Origin of the sequence: Ralstonia sp. 25C (assembly GCF_051904805.1) — a bacterium.
In the GTDB taxonomy this organism is placed as follows: Bacteria; Pseudomonadota; Gammaproteobacteria; order Burkholderiales; family Burkholderiaceae; genus Ralstonia.
The window spans coordinates 1,224,514-1,245,757 of sequence record NZ_CP196738.1 but is presented as its reverse complement, the minus strand read 5'-3'; the positions used below and the strand labels follow the sequence as shown (position 1 = coordinate 1,245,757).

Annotated in this window: 18 protein-coding genes; 6 read left to right on the top strand and 12 right to left on the bottom strand. The window is 64.3% G+C overall.

Features of this window, described 5'->3' with window-relative positions:
- Window positions 1-10: 10 nt before the first annotated feature.
- Both ACS7SF_RS24055 and ACS7SF_RS24050 read right to left on the bottom strand, forming a co-directional pair.
- On the bottom strand, window positions 11-1,261 hold the full coding sequence (locus ACS7SF_RS24055; protein WP_439892996.1) for a phosphatidylserine decarboxylase family protein: 1,251 nt from the start codon (window positions 1,259-1,261) through the stop codon (window positions 11-13).
- A gap of 43 nt (window positions 1,262-1,304) precedes the next feature.
- A complete protein-coding gene (locus tag ACS7SF_RS24050) occupies window positions 1,305-2,267 on the bottom strand; it encodes an SDR family oxidoreductase (RefSeq protein WP_439894471.1) in 963 nt (320 codons plus the stop codon).
- A gap of 175 nt (window positions 2,268-2,442) precedes the next feature.
- Between ACS7SF_RS24050 and ACS7SF_RS24045 the strand changes: the two genes are divergently transcribed.
- Window positions 2,443-2,622 (top strand): hypothetical protein, encoded by a 180-nt coding sequence (locus ACS7SF_RS24045; RefSeq protein WP_439892995.1) that lies wholly within the window; start codon window positions 2,443-2,445, stop codon window positions 2,620-2,622.
- A gap of 101 nt (window positions 2,623-2,723) precedes the next feature.
- Complete coding sequence (locus ACS7SF_RS24040) at window positions 2,724-3,035, top strand: hypothetical protein (protein WP_439892994.1); 312 nt, start codon at window positions 2,724-2,726, stop codon at window positions 3,033-3,035.
- 235 nt (window positions 3,036-3,270) lie between these two features.
- Here the strand turns inward: ACS7SF_RS24040 and ACS7SF_RS24035 are convergent, their stop codons facing one another.
- From ACS7SF_RS24035 to kbl, 9 genes are all read right to left on the bottom strand, one after another.
- The gene (locus tag ACS7SF_RS24035; RefSeq protein ID WP_426399235.1) at window positions 3,271-3,501 is read right to left on the bottom strand and encodes a hypothetical protein; all 231 of its coding nucleotides are present in this window, start codon (window positions 3,499-3,501) and stop codon (window positions 3,271-3,273) included.
- Between the two features lie 424 nt (window positions 3,502-3,925).
- Entirely contained in the window at window positions 3,926-4,915 is a 990-nt protein-coding gene (locus ACS7SF_RS24030) for a poly-beta-1,6-N-acetyl-D-glucosamine biosynthesis protein PgaD (protein WP_439892993.1), read from the bottom strand.
- On the bottom strand, window positions 4,912-6,189 hold the full coding sequence (gene pgaC / locus ACS7SF_RS24025) for a poly-beta-1,6-N-acetyl-D-glucosamine synthase (protein WP_439892992.1): 1,278 nt from the start codon (window positions 6,187-6,189) through the stop codon (window positions 4,912-4,914). The genes ACS7SF_RS24030 and pgaC overlap by 4 nt, the downstream gene beginning before the upstream one ends.
- A gap of 1 nt (window position 6,190) precedes the next feature.
- Window positions 6,191-8,359 (bottom strand): poly-beta-1,6-N-acetyl-D-glucosamine N-deacetylase PgaB, encoded by a 2,169-nt coding sequence (pgaB, locus tag ACS7SF_RS24020; RefSeq protein WP_439894470.1) that lies wholly within the window; start codon window positions 8,357-8,359, stop codon window positions 6,191-6,193.
- Between the two features lie 50 nt (window positions 8,360-8,409).
- Complete coding sequence (gene pgaA / locus ACS7SF_RS24015) at window positions 8,410-10,863, bottom strand: poly-beta-1,6 N-acetyl-D-glucosamine export porin PgaA (protein WP_439892991.1); 2,454 nt, start codon at window positions 10,861-10,863, stop codon at window positions 8,410-8,412.
- A 72-nt stretch (window positions 10,864-10,935) separates the two neighbouring features.
- Window positions 10,936-11,871, bottom strand: a complete 936-nt coding sequence (locus ACS7SF_RS24010) for a LuxR C-terminal-related transcriptional regulator (RefSeq protein ID WP_439892990.1) — start codon at window positions 11,869-11,871, stop codon at window positions 10,936-10,938.
- 580 nt (window positions 11,872-12,451) lie between these two features.
- On the bottom strand, window positions 12,452-12,745 hold the full coding sequence (locus ACS7SF_RS24005; RefSeq protein ID WP_439892989.1) for a hypothetical protein: 294 nt from the start codon (window positions 12,743-12,745) through the stop codon (window positions 12,452-12,454).
- Window positions 12,746-12,846: 101 nt separating this feature from the next.
- Window positions 12,847-13,848, bottom strand: a complete 1,002-nt coding sequence (locus ACS7SF_RS24000) for an NAD-dependent epimerase/dehydratase family protein (RefSeq protein WP_439892988.1) — start codon at window positions 13,846-13,848, stop codon at window positions 12,847-12,849.
- A complete protein-coding gene (gene kbl / locus ACS7SF_RS23995; RefSeq protein WP_439892987.1) occupies window positions 13,845-15,065 on the bottom strand; it encodes a glycine C-acetyltransferase in 1,221 nt (406 codons plus the stop codon). Before kbl ends, ACS7SF_RS24000 begins: the two co-directional genes overlap by 4 nt.
- 87 nt (window positions 15,066-15,152) lie before the next feature.
- Here kbl and ACS7SF_RS23990 point away from each other — a divergent pair, with 87 nt between their 5' ends.
- On the top strand, window positions 15,153-15,761 hold the full coding sequence (locus ACS7SF_RS23990; protein WP_439892986.1) for a helix-turn-helix domain-containing protein: 609 nt from the start codon (window positions 15,153-15,155) through the stop codon (window positions 15,759-15,761).
- 6 nt (window positions 15,762-15,767) lie between these two features.
- Here the strand turns inward: ACS7SF_RS23990 and ACS7SF_RS23985 are convergent, their stop codons facing one another.
- Window positions 15,768-17,123 (bottom strand): MATE family efflux transporter, encoded by a 1,356-nt coding sequence (locus ACS7SF_RS23985; RefSeq protein WP_439892985.1) that lies wholly within the window; start codon window positions 17,121-17,123, stop codon window positions 15,768-15,770.
- A 362-nt stretch (window positions 17,124-17,485) separates the two neighbouring features.
- On the opposite strand from ACS7SF_RS23985, the gene ACS7SF_RS23980 reads away from it, so the two are divergent.
- The 3 genes from ACS7SF_RS23980 to ACS7SF_RS23970 all read left to right on the top strand — a co-directional run bounded on the left by ACS7SF_RS23980 (window position 17,486) and on the right by ACS7SF_RS23970 (window position 21,210).
- Window positions 17,486-19,129: an APC family permease gene (locus tag ACS7SF_RS23980; RefSeq protein WP_439892984.1), complete on the top strand. Its 1,644-nt coding sequence runs from the start codon at window positions 17,486-17,488 to the stop codon at window positions 19,127-19,129.
- Between the two features lie 142 nt (window positions 19,130-19,271).
- Window positions 19,272-20,105 carry a DUF4349 domain-containing protein gene (locus ACS7SF_RS23975; RefSeq protein WP_439892983.1) on the top strand — a complete coding sequence of 278 codons (834 nt, stop codon included), beginning with the start codon at window positions 19,272-19,274 and terminating at the stop codon, window positions 20,103-20,105.
- A gap of 139 nt (window positions 20,106-20,244) precedes the next feature.
- Window positions 20,245-21,210: a dienelactone hydrolase family protein gene (locus ACS7SF_RS23970; RefSeq protein ID WP_439892982.1), complete on the top strand. Its 966-nt coding sequence runs from the start codon at window positions 20,245-20,247 to the stop codon at window positions 21,208-21,210.
- The last annotated feature ends 34 nt before the right edge of the window (window positions 21,211-21,244 follow it).

The window sequence follows — 21,244 nt, the reverse complement described above, 5'->3', positions numbered from 1 at the left end:
TGAAGCAGCGCTAGCGGGCCCGCGCCAGCGCTGCGTTGACTTTGACGGGCGCGGTATCGTGCGAGAACGGCGGCTGCACCGTAAGCGCATCGACCACGCCCGGCGAAAAGAACAGGCAGTACGTCGATCCACCGTACTGAAAGAAGCCAAGCTCTTCGCCCTTGCACACGTGCTGCCCCGGTGTCACGTCGATCACGCACGACGACACCTCGGCCATGCCAACGAACACGCAGCCAATGGTGCCCATGGCCGGGTCATCGCAGGCAATGGTGATGACCGCGCGGGCGGCCATCGCGGTGCTGTAGCCCTGCGAATCGTTGAGCCCTTCTGGGTCCGCACCTTCCGCCTCCACACAGGAGTAGTAGGTGCCGTCCAGGTGGTAGGCATCGACAATCGTGCCACCCACCGGGGCATGCCAGCGGTGGTAGTTATAGGCGCTCAAGAACGCTTGATACACGCAGCCCTCCACAAACTGCTGCGCAATTTCCAACTTGCCGGGCCCGAAGACGTCACGCAACGAATACGGCTGGGCCTTGATCCAGAATGCGTCTTCCAGGCGCGTGCCATAGCGGATGTTGTAGGGCGCAGCTTCGCAGGCACTCACGATCAGCTTGGGGTCGTCTTCACCTGCGACCGGCCGTGCGCCTGCACGAAAGCGGTGCGTAAAGAAATCGTTCCACGAAGCGAAACCCCAATACGGTTGTGTGGCGTCGCACACGAACTGATCCATGCCGATGCGCTTGACGGCCTCCGTGCAGAACCAACCATCCGGCGACTGCGTGTTCAGATACGCGCGCGAATGCGGGCCGCTCAAGAAGCTGCCCCACCCCAGCAACACCGCCTTCAGCGCGGCATTGAAGCGGGCATCGCGAAACAGTGCATACCCCGACGGCATGCACATCAGCCAGTCGAGCAGCGCATTGAGCGGGCACACCACCAGGCTCGATTCACTGAAGCGCGGTGCGCAGGTGACAACGTGGTCGATGGCCAGCAGCAGTCCCGCCGGGTTGCCGTAACCGAGCTCGTATCCGTTGGCCTGCGCTTCTTCAATCGCGCGCGTCAAATGCATACGCAAGATCGGATCGGTGTCGATCAGCTGCGCCAGTGCCTGCACGGTGGCCGCGCCCGGGGCGCTACGTTGGCGCGCCAGCGCCTGCGCCACCAGTTCCTGACGAAACGCGCCGAGCTTGGCTTCCGGCTCGGGCAGCCATCCGCCCAGGCGGCGGCGCCCCTCCAATGGCACGGTCGATGGGGGTTTCAAATGCCGCTCCTTCTACGTCAGTCCAAACAATGCAACCCTGCTCTCATGGCTGACCCGCGCCTCCGGATGCGCCATACACCTGGCCGGTGACATAGCTCGACTCGGCACTGGCCAATTGCACGTACAACGGGGCGATCTCTGCGGGCTGGCCGGGACGGCCCATCGGCGTCTGTTCGCCAAAGCTCTTGAGGTTGGCCTGTGTCTGCCCGCCGCTGACTTGTAGCGGTGTCCAGAACGGACCCGGCGCGACCGCATTCACCCGGATGCCCCGTTTGGCCATCTGCTTGGCCAGCCCCTTTGTAAAGTTGGCGATGGCCGCCTTGGTACACGCGTAGTCGAGCAAATTGATGGACGGGTCGTAGGCGTTGACCGACGCTGTGTTGATGATGGCCGCACCCGCCGGCATGTGCGGAATGGCCGCCTTGGTGATCCAGAACAACGCATAGACGTTGGTCTTGAGCGTCCAGTCCAACTCGTCCGTGGTGATGTCGAGAATGGAGTCGTGGCTGTGCTGGCGGGCCGCGTTGTTGACGAGGATGTCGAGCCCGCCCAGTGCGTCTGCCGCCTTGTCGACCAGCGTTTTGCAGAACGCCTCGTCCCGGATGTCGCCGGGCAGTGCCACGCCCTTGCGCCCCGCCGAGCGGATGAGTTGGATGACCTCGCGCGCGTCTTCCTCTTCTTGCGGGAGGTAGTTGATCGCCACATCCGCCCCTTCACGCGCGAAGGCGATGGCGGCAGCACGCCCGATGCCCGAGTCGCCGCCCGTGACCAATGCGCGCCTGCCGGCGAGACGGCCGCTGCCACGATAGCTGCGTTCACCGTGATCGGGCCGGGGTGTCATGCGCGACGCCAATCCGGGCCACGGTTGTGATTGCTCCGGAAACGGTGGATGCGGATACAGCGGGCGCGGGTCCCGCACGCCGGCCTCGCCCGCTGATGGTGCCGTGGTTTGTGACAACGCGGGTGCGGCCACCGCCGCAAACAGCCCGGCTGTCGCACCCTGCATCACCTTGCGGCGTGTATCAGAAAAATCGTCGTCGGCCACGGTTCGCTCTCCTAGATTTTTTTGCAGATGGCCGAGGAGCAAGCAAGCGCAATTCCCACGGTGTGGCACACCGCGGTCGGCATGATTTCTGCGCCTCACTGGTCTCCAGAAACGATTGCGAACGCAGGGGTGTGCGATGAACCACAGCGAACCGAATTCCACCCAACCCGCCCCCGGCGATGAAGCCGAACCGGACACCACCGGCACTGGTGAGGCGGTGTGCCCGGACTGCAATGGCACAGGGCAACGCAACGGCAACCCCTGCCCCACGTGCGAGGGCACTGGCAAGGTCATTCAGGGTATCGGGGGTGGTTAACTAGGTAGGCGCGGGCGAAAGATATCGCCTCGAACGAGGCCGGCGCGGCCCGCGCGACATCGTGCGCGGGCCCATGGCGAAGTTCGGCAGCATGGGACTCAATGCGGCTCAATCCGCTCACGTTGTTCGTGCCGTTCGTGTTCCTCGTGTTCTTCGTGCGCGCGCCGCTTGATGGCCTCGCGATCGTGGTGCAGCTCACGGCGTGCGTGCTCGAGTTCGCGGTGTTCGCGATGCTCGTCGTGGCGTTGCTCCATGCGCTCGGCGTGTTCCATGCGCTCGGCGCGTTCGGCGCCTTCATGGTCGCGGTCCATATCCGGGCGCGGTGGTGGCATGGGTTGGGCGAATACGGTGCCCGCAACAGCCAACAGGGCAGCAACGAGTGTGGCTTGGGTTTTCATGGTGGCTCCTCTTGAGTTGTCTTTGGATGCCAGCCTCGAGTGTGCAAGCGATCGCCAACGCAATCGCGTTCAAACCCGGAGGTGACATCTGCAACTCAGCAAAAACCTCGCCCCATGCAGCGTGCGGGACAGGCTTGGGCCACTTGCCGTGTGTTTCCGTTTGTATCGGCGCACGCGCGCATCACCCATTGCCTGGGCGACGTGCCCAGACGATGCGGACGGCGTGCGGGAGAAACGGTAGGAAGGAAGTTCAGTGCGGCACCGCAGCCACGCGGCGCACGGCTGTGCGCACGTGTCCGGAAGCCTTGAGGAACACGTAGCCCTGCAGCGTCACCCGGGCATAGCAGTGGTCGGGGCCACGGCGTTCCAGTGTGACGAGCTGACGCTCGATCAATGCCTCAACATCGGCGCGGTCCAAGTCCGCGGCTTCGGCACCCTCGTTGACCAAGAGCAAAACGGCAAATTCATGGGGACTCAGCACAGTTGTCTCCAGCTTTGATTGTGTGTCGCGTGCGGCGCTTGCGACGGGGGCTTGGTTCACTGACAGCATGAGCACTGCAAGGGGAAAGAGAGAGAGCCATGGACTCGCTTGCAGGAGAACCCAGCATAGGCAGGCGCGCGTCGGCAATCAAGAGGGCTCCGCGCCAGTTTGCGCAACAGCGCGATGCGCGCGCCGGACATGGCTGCCCAACAAGCGTTTGCTGTGCCGTGACGCGCACTGGCGGCAACGATTGCGCACCGCATCAAGACGTTCCCTTAATCCTTATGCGTTAGCGCTGCGGAATGGTGCAACGGCTTGCAATCGCGCAGACAAAAAAACGCCCCGGTGACGCGCACACCGGGGCCCAGGGGGGCATCGGGTCATATCGGCCCCTTCTTATTCTCTGCGGTCGCTTAACTGACGCTCAATGGTCGCTGGCGACGATGTTGGCGCGCCGCCCGAAGCCGTGCAGCGGGTCGATGCGCTCGGTGCGCTCCAGTGCGGCGTAGGGGTCTTCGAGCTGGGCGTGTGCGCCAAAGGCGTGGAGGCTCCGGCGGCGTTCCGTGGACCGGTCCGCCACTTGTACGGCAGCGCGGCCATGCACGACTGCACTCACGCCGCCATAGTGGCGCGCCATGCCGGGGCGCATGGCAAAGGACTGCGTGGGCGCGGGCGGTTCCACCCAATCGTTGCGGCCAAGACGGCCGCGATAGCCAAAGCGGTGAAAGCCTGCGGCCTCTGCCGTCACCTCGTCCACCGCCTGGGCCACGCGGTGGGGCTGTGGCGGCTGTGGCGTCGGCGACTCGACTTGGGCCAGCGACGGCTCGGCACGGTCGATGCGCTCCAGCACAACGACTTCGCTAGCGGCAAGCACCGGTTCCTCAGGGTCGTACTCTGGGCTGCGAACGAACGGCGTGGGCGGCGTGGCAGTGCCCTCGGGCGCGGCGCGGCCGGTCCACTCTTGCCATGAGCGCACATGGGTGATGTCGCCGTCGTCATCGTGGTCGACCACCAGCAGGCGCGTATTGCGCGGGCGTTGCCAGGCCGGCTTGCGCGCTTGCAAGGCCGCGCGCGACGCTGCTGCCATTGGCGTCAGTGTCGGTGCCTTGGTACTGGCCATCTTGCGGCGGATGGCGCGATCCATCCGTGACAGCACCATCCACACCACCAGCACCCCACCCATGCCGGCAATGATGTTGCCGTACATGCGCAGTTGTTCGAACGGCAAGCCGCTCGGGCCCACGCTGCTGATCGAGTAGCCCACATACAACCCCAGCAGCCCCCAGATCGAGATCACCAGGATGGGCCGGAAGATGCGGAACCACAGCACGTGGTGCAGCGTACCGACAATGCCCTTGTCGGAAAACGACTGTCGGATTGAATTGCGTGAAACGTCAATGACAAGCATGGTCATGGCGAATTCCCCTGTTGTTGTACGCCCCGGTCGGGGCTCGTCCAGCGAGCACGCGCGCGCGTGCGTTGAAAGGCGACAGCCGGAAAACCGACCACCGTGGTGATGAGGTTGAGAATCCAGAACGCCACCGGGTACCAGACGGTGTCGATGAAGTAGCGCAGGATGCCGTCGTCGTAGCGGCGGTCGATAAAGCAGCCGATCAGCAACTGCAGCACGCACGTGATGAACAACAGCGTGCCGTGCCAGCGCGGGAACGCCTCCATGCGCCATTCCGGCGGCATGTCGATAAAGAAACCCGCCACCGACCATGTAATGACGAACAGCATGTTGTACGCCCACACAACCGACAGTGCGTATTCAAAGAAGATCGGCCACATCATCGATTGCCGGATGGACAGCATGGCCGGCGCGTACTTGATGAGCGCCTGGATGCCGCCCTTGGCCCAGCGCAGGCGCTGCTTGTAGAGGCCGCGGAAGGTTTCCGGCATCAGGATCCACGACAGTGCGCGCGGCTCGTAGCGGATGATCCAGCCACCCACCTGCAGCTTCCAGCTGATGTCGATGTCTTCCGTGAGCATGTCGTTGCTCCAGTAGCCCACGTCTTCAATGGCGTGCTTGCGGAACATCACCACCACGCCAGACACCGTCAGCAAGCGGCCATACACCTGCTGCGTCCGCTTGATCAGCCCCACGATCGACGAGAACTCGCCCACCTGCATGCGCCCCAGCAACGTGGAGCGCGTGCGGATGCGCGGGTTGCCCGTGACGGCGCCGATGGTCGGATTCTCCATCAGGTGGCGGATCATCCAGGCAATGGCATCCACGTCGAGGATCGAATCGCCGTCGATGCACATCAGGTACTCGGCGTCCGTCACCTGTGCAGCAGTGGTGAGGCCGATCGCCTTGCCCTGATTGGACGACTGGTGGATCACCAGCAGCTGCGGATACTGCGCGGCCAGCTCGTTCAGGCGCTCGCCGGTACGGTCGGAGCTGCCGTCGTTCACGGCGATGATGTCGTAGTTGGGATACCGCATGCGCGCCAGGTGGCTGATCACCTCCTGCACGTTGGCCTCCTCGTTGTAGCAGGGCACGATGATCGATACCTTGGGGTAGCTCTTCACGCCCAGCAGCGCCAGCGGATGCTGGATATGGCTGGTGCCGCGCTCCAGCAGGAAGTAATGCAGCAGCCCCCCGATCATCCAGAAATACGACATGAAGAACGGGTAGTAGAAAACGAAGCCGGAGATCCAGCGTTTGACCAACAACGGGTCCATGTCAGCCTCCGGCCTTGTTGGTGGCGCTGTTGCCGGCTCTAGGCGGCGTGGCCGCTTCGGTCACGGGCTTGTGCTCCGCTTCCGCATGGGTCGGCTGGTCTGGTGCGGGCACAGAAGAGCTGTTGAGCTTCTCGACACTGCCTGTGTTGCCGCCCGGCGGCTTGCGCGTCTCGATGTACGTCTTGAGCGACATCACCTCACGCAGCACTTCGGTATCCGGCCGGCCTGCGATGAAGTCATCGGGGTAGTAGCCGTAGTTGAGGGCGCCCGCCGAGCGCAGCGCGCGCATCTGGTCGCGCAGCTCGGTGGTCGGGATCGGCTTGTCGTTGTTGCGCCAGTCCACGGCCTGCAGCTCGAAGATGGTCTTCTTCAGGCCATCCTTGTGCTTGGCCACGGCGGCCGTCAGCTTCTTCATCCAGTCCTTCGGGTCCTTGGCCTCTTCCATGTACGGCATGGCTTCGAGCGCCACATAGTCGTACGCCTCCAGGAAGTCGTCATAGTTCTGCGCCGTCCAGGTTTCGGCCTTGGGGTCGAGCACCGGGCCCGCGAAGATGTTGCGCGCGGTCAGCATGTCGCGGCCGTTCTGGTAGCCCTGCGCCACATCGATCAGCTCCTTCGAGAACGAGATCAGCGCTGCGGTCTTGGCACGCGACCACTTCTGCATCAGCTCGGGCGACTGGCGGATCTGGTTGATATCGCCCGGCAAGCCCATGGCCTGGTAGGCCTTGAGTGCGGCAGGGCTGGCGTCTTCGTAGTCGTCGAGCACGCCATCGTCGTGGAACAGGATGCCGTCGATGGTCGCGTTCTTGGCCAGGTCTTCATAGATGTCGCGAATCATCTGGCGCGCCTGCGGATCAAACGGCGACAGTCGCGGTGGCTTGACCGTACCCGGCTTCTGCGGCGCGCCCGGCAAGGACTGCACCAGGTGTGTCGCAGCGGGGTTCTTGTCCGGCAGCTTGTACGACAGCATCGGCAGCCACGCGTACACCTCCACCTTGGCACGCGTCTTCAACTGCCACGACACCCGCGAGAAGAGGTCGGCACGCATCGGCATGTGGCGGTTCGGGAAGTACACCGCATCCACCGCGCCGTTGCCCTTCGCATCGGCAAAGGCCTGCAGATAGACCACGCGCGGCGCCAGGTCCTTGATGCGGTCGATCAGCTTGCCGAGGTTGGCTTCCTGTTGCTTTGGGTCTGGGTCGTAGATGTAGTCCATGTCGACATGCACCACACGCTGCACGGGGTTGATCATGCCGTGGTGCGTCACGGGCTCGCGCAGCGAGCGCTCGAGGTCGCCCGTGTTGGTGTCATAGCCCATCAGACTGCGGCGGATGGCGGTGAGCGGCACATCCGGCGTGTTCGGACCCGGCTCCAGCGTGAGCATGTACTTCAGGCCCACGTTGGCGGCCTCCTGGTCAGCCAACAGGTTGTGGGCGCCATACGGCCACACCACGGTCTGCACCTTGGCGCCGACGTTCTTCTGGATGATGTCGATGCTGCGCTGCAGGTCGGTCCGCACGCGCTTGCGGTATTCGTCGTCGGTTTCATACCGGCCGAGATTGCGCAGATATTCATGCGTGGTCGCGGTCGGCATCTCGTTGCCCTGCGGGTTGCCCAGGGTGCCGTGGTGCATGTCGTGCGTATGCGTGGCGAACTCCGCCAGGCCGGAAGCCTGCATCTCTCGGATCTGCTGCCAGTTCATGAAGAAGTCGCGGTCGACGACCTGCGTGTTCGACAGCTTGATCTTTGCTCCCTTGGGCGCGTTGGTCCATTCCGTCACCAGCCCGAACACTGCGGGGAAGCGGAACTGCTTGAGCAGCGGAAACACCTTCGAATAATGGCTCTCATAGCCATCATCGAAGGTCAGCAGGATGGGCCGCTTGGGCAGCGGCTTGCCGCCTCGGCGCGCCTCGTCAATCTGCGCCAGCGTGACGGGGTGATAGCCGTTAGCCTGGATCCAGCTGAACATGTTCGTCAGCATCTTGGTATCGACGGCAAACGCATCGGGCAGCGTCTCGAAGCTGGCGCGCAGGTTGTCGCGAATATCGTGAAAACACAGCACGCGGAACGTCTTGCCGTCTTCGGGATCCGGCTTGGGCAGGAAGTCCACCTGAACGGCGGCGGCCGGGCCCACTGCGGCCACGAGGGCCAGCGCCAAGGTCACGGCCATCCAGGCGAAGAATCGTCGCAATGACGGTTGTCGGGATAGTTGCATGGGCATCACAGCGGAATATTGAGGTTCAGGTACAGGAACTTGCGGTTCTCAGGCTGGCCGTCGTAACGATGGCGGCCATAGCCGATGCCGTAGGAGACCTGCGTCTTGCGGTTGATCTGCCAAACGTGCTCCAGCCGCGCTTCGTACATTGGGCTGTTGCCGAACGACTGCTGGTTGTACATGCCGCCGGTCAGGTACACGCGCTGGGTGAACGACTTTTCGGCATAGCGCCAAGGCGTCCACGACCAGATGGCGGTGGCCTGCCCGCTGTAGTCGCGCGAGGGGCTGAAGTAGTTCAGGCCCGTCATGGTGTTGCGGCTCGTATCGGCACCCAGCAGCACGCCCACCGTATGCCTTGGCGACACGAACAGCTGCTGATAGAAGTTGGCGCCCCAGCGCTGGCGGAAGTTGTCGTCGGTGTAGCGCGATACGCCGTACGTGAGCGATGCGTAGCGCGTTTCGTCCCACGTGTAGCGCACGTTGCCGCTAATGGTCTTGCCCGTCACGCCCACCTGGTACGCCTTGTAGGGCACCTCCAGGTCGTCGTTGGTGACCATGCCCGAGACCTTCCAGTGGTCGCTCGGTATCCAGGTGGCATCGAGCGTGCCGCCGGTCTTGCCGGCGGAGCCGACGGACTGGTGCACTTCGCCGTTCACCTCGACACCGGTGTTGAACCACTGCACGCCCGCGCCATTGCGCACGCGGCTCTGCGATGCGCCGTCAAACTGGCCACGGCCCGCAAAGTTGTGGAAGAACAGGCGGTAGTGATCAGCAAACGGGCTGCTGTAGACCTTGGTGTCCACGCCGAATTCGTTGTTGGCAAACACCGAATTGCCCTTGTCCGCCGTCGATTGGATGATGAGTTGCGGGCTCTGGTATTCGTCCAGATCCTTGTTCAGCGCACGGACCGAACCGTTCTCGGGAAAGCGCTCGCTCGTCCCATTGGCGACATCCTTGGCGGTCTTCAGATCGTCCACGGCCAGCGATGCGCGGCCATAGCCCGCCAGCACACTCAAGTCATCTGGATGTTCGGCCAGCGCTGTCTTGTACATCTCGCGCGAGCGGTATGGCTCGGCCTGCACCATGGCGCCATCAGCACGCGCGCTCACCAGCGATGCGGCGAACGGTGCCTCGTGCCGCCACTTGTCCATCTCGGCAATGCCCTGGTGCGTCCGCCCTGTCAGCACCAGGTACTGGGCTTCCAGGCGTTTGACGCGCGAGAAATCCGGGTTGGGTGTACCGGCTTCGGGTGCCAGGCGCACGTATTCCGGGTTGTCGGCCTTCATCTTGTCGAGCAGCGCGCGCGCGTCTTCAAAGCGGCCGGTGTCGAGGTAGGCATAGAACAGGCCTTCCTGCACATCGCCGGTTTCGATCTCGCCGGGGCCGGCATCTTTCAGTGCCTGCGCGTAGGCGGCAGCGGCCTTGTCGGGCGTGTCGAGATACGCATACGCGTCGCCCGCCGCCACGCGGGTGTAGGCGGGCACCTTGCCCGATTGCGACATCGCCTCATAACGCTTGACGGCATCCTTCATACGCCCGCGCGAGGCCAGCGCCACCACCTCGTCCGCGACGATTTCCTGGCGGAATTCTGCGTTCTCGGGCGTGTCAGGCACCTTCTTGAGCAGGGCTTCGATCTCGGCCACAGCCTGATCGATGATGACGAAGCGCTCCGGCCCGTTGATGACCTTCAATTGCTGACGCCCCCAGCGGATGCGCTGTGCAGCGGCGGCATGATCGACGTGCCACGACTCACTTTCCTTGAACCAGTCGGGGTGGTCGCGCAGGTGCTCTTGTGCCAGCGTGGCCGCGCCCTCGCGTGCTTCGCGCATGACTTCGTCGTGGAAGGCGGCGCGGTCGGTCGGCATGGGGCCGGCAGGCGCGTTCTCGGGCGGATTGCCGGCAGCGTGCGTGGCGGCGGCGTTGGCTGCCTCCGGCGACACTTGCAGCGGCTCCAGCGCGCCCGGCCCCTGCGCCGTCGGGCCAGACGGGCCAGACGGGCCGGGGCTTGGCGACATGGCAGGCGCCGGCACGGCAGCATCCGGAGACGGCGCGCCCGGCGGCAAGATGACCGTCGGGGACGGCGCCGGTGCAGGCGGCGCCGAGGGTGCGGCGTCGGCAGGCATTGGCGTGGGTGTGGGGGTATCAACTACCGCCGGCACCGGTTGCTGCGCAATCAACAACGTGCTGGCCGGTGATGCAGGCAGGCCATCATTGCTTGCGCTCGCTACGGTGCCGGGCGCGTTGAGTTGCGCGTCGATCAGGTGCCTGGTGGTGGCGTCGGAGGCGGCGTTGGAGGCATCATCCGAGGCGGCATGCGCCAGCATGGGAGCGGTGCCGACCACCACCACGGTAGCGGCGGCAATCGCGCAGCGGCGCGGATGCCGGCGGGGTTCCCAGCCTGCGGGCGCGCAAACGCGCTCCGCCGGCAGGGTCCGGAAGGTTGGCTCGTGGGCTGTCATTGTTGTCGTGTCCAGTGAGCGGCGCGTGCGAGTGCACACCAGCCGCATTGCATCGAAGCGGCCTGAGGCGGGTCAGCCCAGGCGAGCGGTGCCGTTAGCGGTACGCACTGGCGTGCGCAGCGACTGGGCGGGGGCCACGCTGCCAAACGCACGCGTCATGGCGGCCCAGCGCGACTCGGCGCCAAGCTCGGCTGCCGCCACCACGTTTGGCGCGGCCGCCGCCCTGGACGGTGCCATCACCGCATCTGCAACCGTGGCATCGGCGCGCGGCGCGGCATCGGCCATCTCGACAAACACGTCGGCCTCCTCAGCCGTCTCCACCGTTGCGGCCAGGGTGGCAGCCGTGCCCCCTTGCAGCTCTAGCGGAATCCCCAACCGCATCGCGGCATACACCGCTTCGCTCTTGTTGCGCACGTTCAGGCGGCGATACAGCGTGCATGCGTGCGTCTTGACGGTGGCTTCCGAAATGCCCAGCAAACGCCCCACGCCCTTGACCGAATGCCCGCGTGAGAGCAACACCAGCACCTCGTACTGCCGCAGCGACACATTGAGCCGCTGCGCCGCTTCCGCAGCGTTGAGCGCCAGCATCGGGACTGCGGCACCCGTCGTGCGCGGCGCCAGCGGGGGATACGACTGGCCCCCGGCCAGCACCAGCTGCAGCGTTGCCAGCAACACCTCGGGCGACTGGCTCTTGGCCACGTAGGCGTCTACACCGCACGTCATGGCGACGTGCGCTTCTTCGAGTGAGAGGGACGCTGCCAGCAACACCACGTGGCGCGCCTGGCTGCTGGCAATGGCATCGCGCAGCTGAGCGGCATCAACGGGGGCATCGGCTTCGTCCAAACCGACGACGAGCAAATCCGCACGCACGTCAGCCGGTTGCAGTTCGCCTGGCTCGCCCGCTGGCAATGCGGGTGCAGTAACGTCCAGGCCCAGGGAGGGATGCGCGAGCAAAGCGCTAAGTCCGGCTCGCAGCAACGGATGATTCTCCAGCAGGACTGCTTTCATGGTTTCCTCGTTTTCTTGTGAAGCGATTCCGATCACGCGCGCAAGGGCCCACCGCGGCAGGCACACATGCGCGCAATGACCGTCGAAACCCCGGGACCATCCGAGAAAAGCGCCGTGTCACCCGCGCAGCAGACACAACCGGCGGCGGGGACGAGCGAAGTGCGAATGCCGTGGGAACAAGCCGGATTCGCTTATAGGAAGAACATTGTTCTGCGCGTGGCGCGAGGTGACTTACTCACCTTGCTCACGCAGAGTGACCGCAGGACATAGAGCAAGCATCGGGCCAGGACCGTGCAATGCAACATCTGCTTACACTCACGGCACAAAAATGGCCACGCTGAAAGTGCTGAAGAGCCGCCGCCGCAAAGGATTGCGGGGCTGCGAGAACGTTTGCTGCGCTGCCGCATAATCACCCCGTTCTGTAACGATTCTGTTACGAAGACGAGACGATGCGACGGCCGGCCCGATCATGCGATCGGCCGTCGTCTGAACGTTTTTACAACCTGTTTTAAAACTTACCGAGCGGGGGATCGCCGGAGCCTATAGAAGTGCCTTCATGCGCACCGGGGTGCGCGCACCGTCACGGCTTGCGACGCATGGCGAAGAGAAAAAGGCTGTCGATGGCGCCCACCATGAATAGCAAGCCCGCTGCCGTGTGCAGCATCCAGGCACCTCCTGCAAACGGCAGCGCAATCGGCGTGTGGGGAATGGCCGCCACCACGCCGGCCAGCGCCGACATGCGGACGACCGGCACCCACCACGTGCGTTGCGTGGGCGCAGGGTCGTCGCGATGGCGCGGCGCCGGGTCAGGCGACGCGGAACGGTCTTCGGGCGTCGGACAGGGCATGCGGCGGGGGCGGAAAGTGGCGGTCATGCTGCATTGTTGGACACAACCCATCCAACCGATACCGCAAGCAGGCGGGGGGATTGGCCGTATTTGGTCGCATTGCTTGCCGCCAATCGCATCCCCGCAGGTCAATGTGCGTCGTGCGTCTCGCTCGGCACGGCTAGGTGCGCAAGGTTCTTCAACATGTTGACCGTCATTTCCGCGACGCCATATTCCGGCTGCCAACCCCAGTCGCGCCGCGCAACGGAATCGTCAATGGAGTTGGGCCAGCTCGCGGCAATCGCCTGGCGGAAGTCCGGCGCGTACGTCACTTCAAACGTCGGGCGATGCCGGCGGATTTCCGCAGCCAGCTCCGCCGGCGTAAAGCTCACGCCGGCAAGGTTGTAACTGCCGCGCTCGGTAATGCGCTCGGCCGGCGCTTCCATCAGCTCGATGGTGGCGCGCACGGCGTCGGGCATGTACATCATCGGCAGGGCCTCGTCGCTGTTCAGGAAGCACGCGTAGCGTTCCCCCTTCACGGCCGAGTGGAAGATGTCGATGGCGTAGTCCGTGGTGCCGCCGCCGGGGGCGGTCTTGTACGAGATCAGCCCCGGGTAGCGCAGGCTGCGCACGTCGATGCCGTGGTGCTCGAAATACCAGCGGCACCAGCCCTCGCCCGCCAGCTTGGAGATCCCATAGACCGTCTTGGGCTCCATGATCGTGCTCTGCGGCGTGTTGTCGGGCGGTGTGGTCGGCCCAAACGCGGCAATCGAACTGGGCCAGAAAATGCGCTCAAGGTTGTGGTTGCGCGCGGCTTCCAGCACGTTGAGCAGGCCATTCATATTGAGCTGCCAGCCCCAGGTGGGCGACTGCTCCGCCGCCGCGGACAACGCCGCAGCGAGGTGATAGATCTGCGTAATGCCGTGGCGCTCGATGATCTCGCGCAACTGGCCGCGGTCCGTCACATCCAGCATCTCGTGGCGAATTTGCGGGTGGCGGCCCTTGGGGACCATGTCGCTGGTCACCACGTTGTTGTTGCCGTAGCGCTCGGCCAGCGCGGCGGCCAGTTCGGTGCCCAATTGGCCGTTGGCGCCGATGATGAGGATGCGCGGTGCCGCCGTTCCAAAATTAGCGCTGGTACCGGTGCTCATCGGATGATCCCCAGTTCCTTGCCAGCCGTCTCGAACGCCTTGAGCGCCGCGTCCAGTTGCGCACGTTCATGCACCGCGCTGATCTGCACGCGGATGCGCGCCTGCCCCTTGGGCACCACCGGGTAGAAGAAGCCGATCACATACACACCCAACTCCAGCAGGCGCTTGGACAGGGCCTGCGCCTTGTTCGCGTCGTACACCATGATCGGCACGATGGGGTGCTCGCCCGGCTTGATGTCGAACCCCAGTTCGACGATCTTGCGGCGGAAGTACAGCGCGCTGTCTTCCAGCTTGTCACGCAGCGCGGTGTCGGCTTCCAGCAAATCGAGCACCTTGATCGACGCCCCCACGATGGACGGGGCCACCGTATTCGAGAACAGATACGGCCGCGAGCGCTGACGCAGCAGCGCCACCACTTCCTTGCGCGCGCTGGTAAAGCCGCCCGAGGCCCCGCCCAGGCCCTTGCCCAGCGTGCCGGTGATGATGTCGATCTTGCCGAACACGCCGCGGTGCTCGTGCGAGCCGCGCCCGCGCTTGCCCAGGAAACCCGTGGCATGGCATTCATCAATGCCCAGCAGCGCGCCGAATTCGTCGCAGATGGCGCGGATTTCATCCAGCCGCGCAATCGTGCCGTCCATCGAGAACACGCCGTCCGTGAAGACCAGCTTGAAGCGGGCGCCGGCCGCATCGGCCGCCTCCAGTTGCGCGCGCAGGTCTTCCAGATCGTTGTGCTTGTAGCGATAGCGCTGCGCCTTGCACAGGCGGATGCCATCGATGATGGAAGCGTGGTTCAGCTCATCGCTGATGACGGCGTCTTCGGCGCTGAGCAGTGTCTCGAACAGGCCACCGTTGGCATCGAACGCCGATCCATACAGGATGGTGTCTTCCGTGCCGAGAAACTTGGCCAGGCGCGCTTCCAGCGTCTTGTGCAAGTCTTGCGTGCCGCAGATGAAGCGCACGGAGCTCAGCCCAAAACCGTGTGTGTCGAGCGCCTCATGCGCCGCCTCGAGCACCTCGGGGTGCGACGACAAACCCAGGTAGTTGTTGGCGCAAAGGTTGATGACCTCCTTGCCATCGTCTGTGCGGATCACGCTGCCCTGCGGCGACGTGATGATGCGCTCGGTCTTGTAGAGACCGGCTTCCTCGATGGCTTCCAGCTCGCGGCGGATGTGCGCGTAGAAAGCGTCGGTGGAAGCGACGGCTTGCGTTGTCCCCATGGTGCTCCTCCTGTAGACTGCGTTGATCGATAAATCGAACAAGTTCGATATATCGAATAATTCGTTCAATTTACAAGAACCTAACCGATGGCACAAGCCCCCGCCACCGTCCCCCTTACCCAACCGCTGGCCGATGGCCCCCCGGCTGTTGGCGCCAAGCTGCAGGCGCTGCGCCAGGCCCGCAAGTTGTCGCTCGATGAACTGTCGCGCCGCGCCGGCGTGTCCAAATCGATGCTCTCGCAGGTCGAGCGCAACCTCGCCAACCCAACGGTTGCTGTGCTGTGGCGCCTGGCCACGGCACTTGGCGTGGGGCTGGCGGATTTCCTCTCGCCCGAAGCCGCCGCGGATGCCGCGCCGGCCGTGACGGTTATCCCTGCACACTCCATCCCAGTCATCAAAAGCCCAGATGGCAAGTGCGAATTGAAGATTCTTGGCCCCGTGGAGCTGGCGGCGCGGTTTGAGTGGTATGAGCTGGCGATTCAGCCGGGCGGCGTGCTGGCGTCCGAGCCGCATGAGGCGGGCACGAAGGAGCACCTATCGGTGCTGAGCGGCACCGTGACCGTGCAGTCCGGCCCGAGTGAGAAGAAAGTGCGACACGGGGAATCGGCGCGCTACCCAGGTGATGTGCAGCACGCGATTTCAAACGCCGGCAAGACGGTGGCGACGGCGTTGTTGGTGGTGGAGTCTGCGCAATAGGGTGGCCTAGGCCGGCTGCAGCTGCGGGGCCCGCCACACTCTTGGCAACAACGCCCCCAGCATTCCCCCGCGCAGCCCCATGAACCCCAGCATGGCCAGCCATAACCCGTGGTTGCCCCACAGCGGCTGCAACGTAACCGACAACCCCCAGAACGCTGCCGCCGCCACGACCATCGTCACCAGCAGCTCACGCGTGCGTGTGGCGCCGATGAACACGCCGTCAAACTGAAAGCCCCACACCGAGACCACCGGCAGCAGCGCCGCCCAGATCAGGTAGTGGCGCGCGGCTTCGCGCACCGCTGGCTGATCGGTCAGCACGCCAATGATGGCGGAGCCCGCCAGCGCGTAGACGGCCGAAAACACCGCCGCGCCCAGCACTGACCAGAACGTCGACACGCGAATCGCCATGCGCAGCGCCTGCCGATCGCGCGCGCCCAGGGCTGAGCCCACCAGCGCTTCAGCCGCATGCGCAAAACCATCCAGCCCGTACGCCATGAAGGTCAGGAAGTTGAGCAGGAGCGCGTTGGCGGCCAGCACCACGTCGCCCTGTTGCGCGCCCACGTGGGCAAACCAGCCGAAGGCGCCGAGCAGGCACAAGGTGCGCAGGAAGATATCGGTGTTCAGTCCCATCAGCCGGCGCCAGGCGTCTCGCGCCAGCAATTCGGCGCGCGTCAGCGGCAGCAAATCGTGCGGCCGCTGCAGCCATAGCAGCAGCATGCCGAGCGCAAAGCCCGCCATATCCGCCAACGCCGTCGCCGAGCCAATGCCACCGACGCCCAGGCCAGCACCCAGCACGAGGCCCAATACCGCCGCCATGTTCACGGTGTTGATGAACACCTGCAGCAGCAGCGCCCGCCGCACCTGCTGACGCCCGAGCAGCGTACCGAGCACGACGTAGTTCGCCAGCGCAAATGGCGCGGACCAGATACGCGCGTGGCAATACACCTCGGCCATGCGCGTCACGGACTCGCTGGCCCCCAGCAGCGCCAGGGTGATGCGGATGGCCGGCCCCTGCACCACTAGCAGCGCCGCCCCGATGGCCAACGCCAGCAGCAGCGCGCGGACCACGCTGGCCCGCAATGCGCGCGCATCGCCCGCCCCATGCGCCTGCGACACCAGCCCCGTGGTGCCCATGCGCAAAAAGCCGAAGCCCCAGAACACGAAATTGAAGAACACCCCGCCCAGCGCCACCCCGCCGATGTATTCCGGCCCCGGCAAATGCCCCGCCACGGCGGTATCGACGGCCGACAGAATCGGCTGCGTCAGGTTGGCCAGCACGATGGGAAACGCCAGCGTCAGCACACGCCGATGCCACTGTGCGGATGATGTCGGTGCAACCGAAGGGATGAGGGAGGAATCCATTGGCGCAAAAACTTAGGGGGAACCATGAAAAAAAGAAGGTGCAACCGCCACCGATTTCGCTATCATTGCGCCCCATTGCGAGCTCCGGCAATCAGGCGGCAAGTGCGGCACCCCGCACAATGTCGTCGGTGACTATACGCGACCCCCCCGGAGAGCAGGCATCGCGCCCTGCCCTTCATCGCGACCGGACTGGTGAGGTTGACACAACGTGTCACCCACACCCGCATGTCCTGCCTGGCGACACCCGCCGTGCGGGATGGTGGGCGATGCCAAAACCGCGTCGCCTCGGTAGAACTAAGCGGATTGGTTAACACACCGCAATACCCTGTCGAGCTTCCAACTCGCCGGGGTGGAGACTCCACTTGGAAAAACACGTACAACGCAACCTTGGCGCCTGGGCATTGATGCTCACCGGTCTGGGCTCGATCATTGGTTCGGGCTGGCTGTTCGGTGCCGGCCATGCCGCGCAAGTGGCGGGCCCCGCCGCCATCTTTACCTGGGTCATTGGTGCCGTGGTCATTCTGGCCATCGCCCTGACGTACGCCGAACTGGGCGCGATGTTCCCGGAATCGGGCGGCATGGTGCGCTACGCGCGCTACTCGCACGGCTCGCTGGTGGGGTTCGTGGCCGCTTGGGCCAACTGGATCGCCATCGTCACCGTCATCCCCATCGAGGCCGAAGCCTCCATCCAGTACATGAGCTCGTGGCCGTGGCCGTGGGCGCAGGGGCTGTTCCAGAACGGTGAGCTGACTCCGGTCGGCCTGGTGCTCTCGGCCGTGCTGGTGATCGTGTACTTCCTGGTGAACTACTGGGGCGTGAAGGCGTTTGCCAAGGCCAACAGCGCCATCACCATCTTCAAGTTTGTGATTCCGCTGGCAACCGCCGTGGCGCTGATCGCCGCGGGCTTCCACCCGGGCAACTTCGGCATGGCCGAAGGCGCGAGCACGGCAGGCGGCTTTGCCCCGTATGGCTGGTCGGCGGTGCTGTCGGCCATTGCCACCAGCGGCATTGTGTTTGCCTTTAACGGCTTCCAAAGCCCGATCAACCTCGCGGGCGAGGCGCGCAACCCGGGCCGCAACGTGCCCATTGCGGTGATCGGCTCCATCCTGCTGGCCGCTGTGATCTACGTGGCCCTGCAGATTGCCTTTCTGGGTGCAGTGCCGCCGGCATCGCTCGCGGGCGGCTGGCATGGCATCGACTTCCACTCGCCGTTTGCTCAATTGGCGATTGCGCTCAACCTGAACTGGCTGGCCATCGTGCTGTATCTGGATGCGTTCGTGAGCCCCTCGGGCACCGGCGCCACCTACATGGCCACCACCACGCGCATGATCTACGCGATGGAGCGCAACAACACCCTGCCGGCCATCTTCGGCCGCGTGCACCCGATCTATGGCGTGTCGCGTTCGGCCATGTGGTTCAACTTGGCGGTGTCGTTCATCTTCCTGTTCTTCTTCCGTGGTTGGGGTGCGCTGGCAGCGGTCATTTCGGTGGCAACCGTCATCTCGTACCTGACGGGCCCGATCAGCGTGATGTCGCTGCGCAAGACCTCGCCGGGCCTGCACCGCCCGCTGCGCCTGGCTGGCCTGTCGCTGATCGCACCGTTTGCCTTCGTATGCGCATCGCTGATCCTGTACTGGGCCAAGTGGCCGCTGACCGGCGAGATCATCGTTCTGATGCTGGTGGCACTGCCCGTGTACTTCTACTACCAGGCCAAGGCCGGCTGGCCCGACTTCAAGACGGAGCTCAAGGGCGCCTGGTGGATGATCGCCTACCTGCCGACCATCGCTGCGATGTCGTACTTCGGCAGCAAGGAATTCGGCGGCCTGGGCCTGATCCCCTACGGTTGGGACATGGTCGTCGTGGCGGTTGTGTCGCTGGGCTTCTACCAGTGGGGCGTGGCCAGCGGCTGGCACACCCGTTATCTGGACGAAGTCGAGCACGTGCATGAAGACGCACCGGCTCAAAGCGGCAAGCGCGCACCGCGCGGCGTACCGCAAGGCGTCTGATACCAGCTCGCCATCCTCAGAAAAAACGCCCGTCCGGTTCGCCGACGGGCGTTTTTTCATGCCCATCCGCCACCATGGCGTCCTAAGCCGCGTGCGCTAGACTGCGCGGCATTTCCGTATACCCCTCCTACACCCCGTGTCTATGACCCGATTCCTCGGCTTGCTTCTGATCGCGCTGTCCCTGAGTGCTTGCGGCAAGAAGCACGATTCCGAACCCGGCGGCGCATCGCCCGCGGCGCTGTCCGCCGCTGCGCCAGAAGAACGCGCCAAGATGGCCGACCGTGCCGAGCAGAAATTCCTTGCGTACGAGCATCGTGTCTCGCTGGAAGTTGAACCGCCGCAACTGGAACCGCTCTACCGCAGCCTGCAAGACGCCTGCGCCAAAGAAGCGACCTGGCACTGCACGGTCATGGACGCAAGCATCCAGGTGGAACGCGACCAGCGCGACGGCACCGCCCACCTGAACCTGCGCGCCACGCCCGAGGGTGTACGCGCATTGCGGGCGCGGCTGGCCGATAGCGGCGGCATCGTCAGCCAGGGCACCCATGTCGACGACCTGGCCCAACCGGTGGCCGAAGTCGGCAAGCGCCTGGAGATGCTGCAGAACTACCGCAAGAGCCTGCTGGAGCTGCAGCGCAAAGCCAGCAAGGTGGAAGACTTGATCCTGATTGCAGAAAAGCTGGCGGAAACGCAATCCGAGCTGGAAGCCGCCACGGGGCAGAACGCACACCTGATGGACCGCGTGAACCGCGAGGTGCTTTCCATCGACATGACCACCCGCCAGACTGGCGCGCGCAGCCTGTGGGCGCCCATCGGCAATGCCGTGCGTGAGTTCATCCCCTCGTTGGTGAGTGCCAGTGCGGGTGTGATCCAGGCGGTGGCTTATCTGGTGCCCTGGGCAATCATGCTGGCGATCGCGTGGACGCTGATTGCACGGCTGCGACGCAAATGGCGGCAGCGCAAAGCTGCCAACTGATGGCCCAAGCGCCTGCCTGAACGGCAGGCGCATTTTTTTTGCCCTACGCTGCCTGCTGCAGCCAGCCCGCAACCGGGTGGAGAGCACCGATGGCAGACCGTTTTATCAAAACCGAAGGCTGACGCCAGGAGGATAGGCAATGAAGTGGTTGACTGGTTTCGCCCTTGCCCTGTGCTGCTGGGCCACCGCGTCGCAAGCAGAAAGCAGTGATATCGCGGCGCATGTCGAAGTGCACGCGATTCCCTCGCTCACGCTGTCGGACAGTCAGGTCTTGACCGGCAGCAGAGACGGAAAGCCGGCGGTGGTAGGCGGCGTGCTGCGCCTCGCCCAGACGACTGGGCGCCAACCCGCGGTGGTGCTCATTCACGGTTCCAGCGGCATGGGCCCGAACATCGAAATGTGGGAGCGCATATTTAACGCGATGGGCATCGCCACGTTCGCCATCGACGGCTTCACGGGGCGAGGCATCGTTTCGACGAGTCGCGACCAAAGTCAACTGGGTCGGCTGAATCTCATCATCGATGCATATGGAGCACTGTCCGTGCTCGCTCATCATCCACGAATCGATCCGCAAAGGATTGTTCTGATGGGATTCTCGCGCGGTGGGCAGGCCACGCTGTATGCGGCGATGCGCCGGCTTCATCGGCTCTGGAATACGAGCGGTGCACGCTTCCAGGCATACATTCCGTTGTATCCGGATTGCATGACGCGCTATCGCGACGATACCGACGTAGATGCCCCCATCCGCGAGTTCCATGGCGCTGCGGATGACTATGATCCGCCCCAAAAGTGCGCCGAGTATGTAGACCGCCTGCGCAAGGCCGGTAACGACGTTGTGATGACGGTGTACCCCGGGGCACCTCATGCATTTGATCTGCCGTTCGACATGCCACCCACCGTTGCCAAGGGTTCGCAAACCGTGCGGGCTTGCGAGATCGCCGAGGACGAGAAGGGGACGTTGATCAACCTTGCGACGCGATCCGAATTCAGCTTCAAGGATGCATGCGTTCAATTGGACCCGCATGTTGGGGCCAACGGCCATGCGCGAGAATCGGCCATCCGAGACGTTCGAGCGTACCTCGGCAAGCTTTTCTCACAGCATTAGATTCACAAGATCCGATCCGACTTTTTTCCTTCAT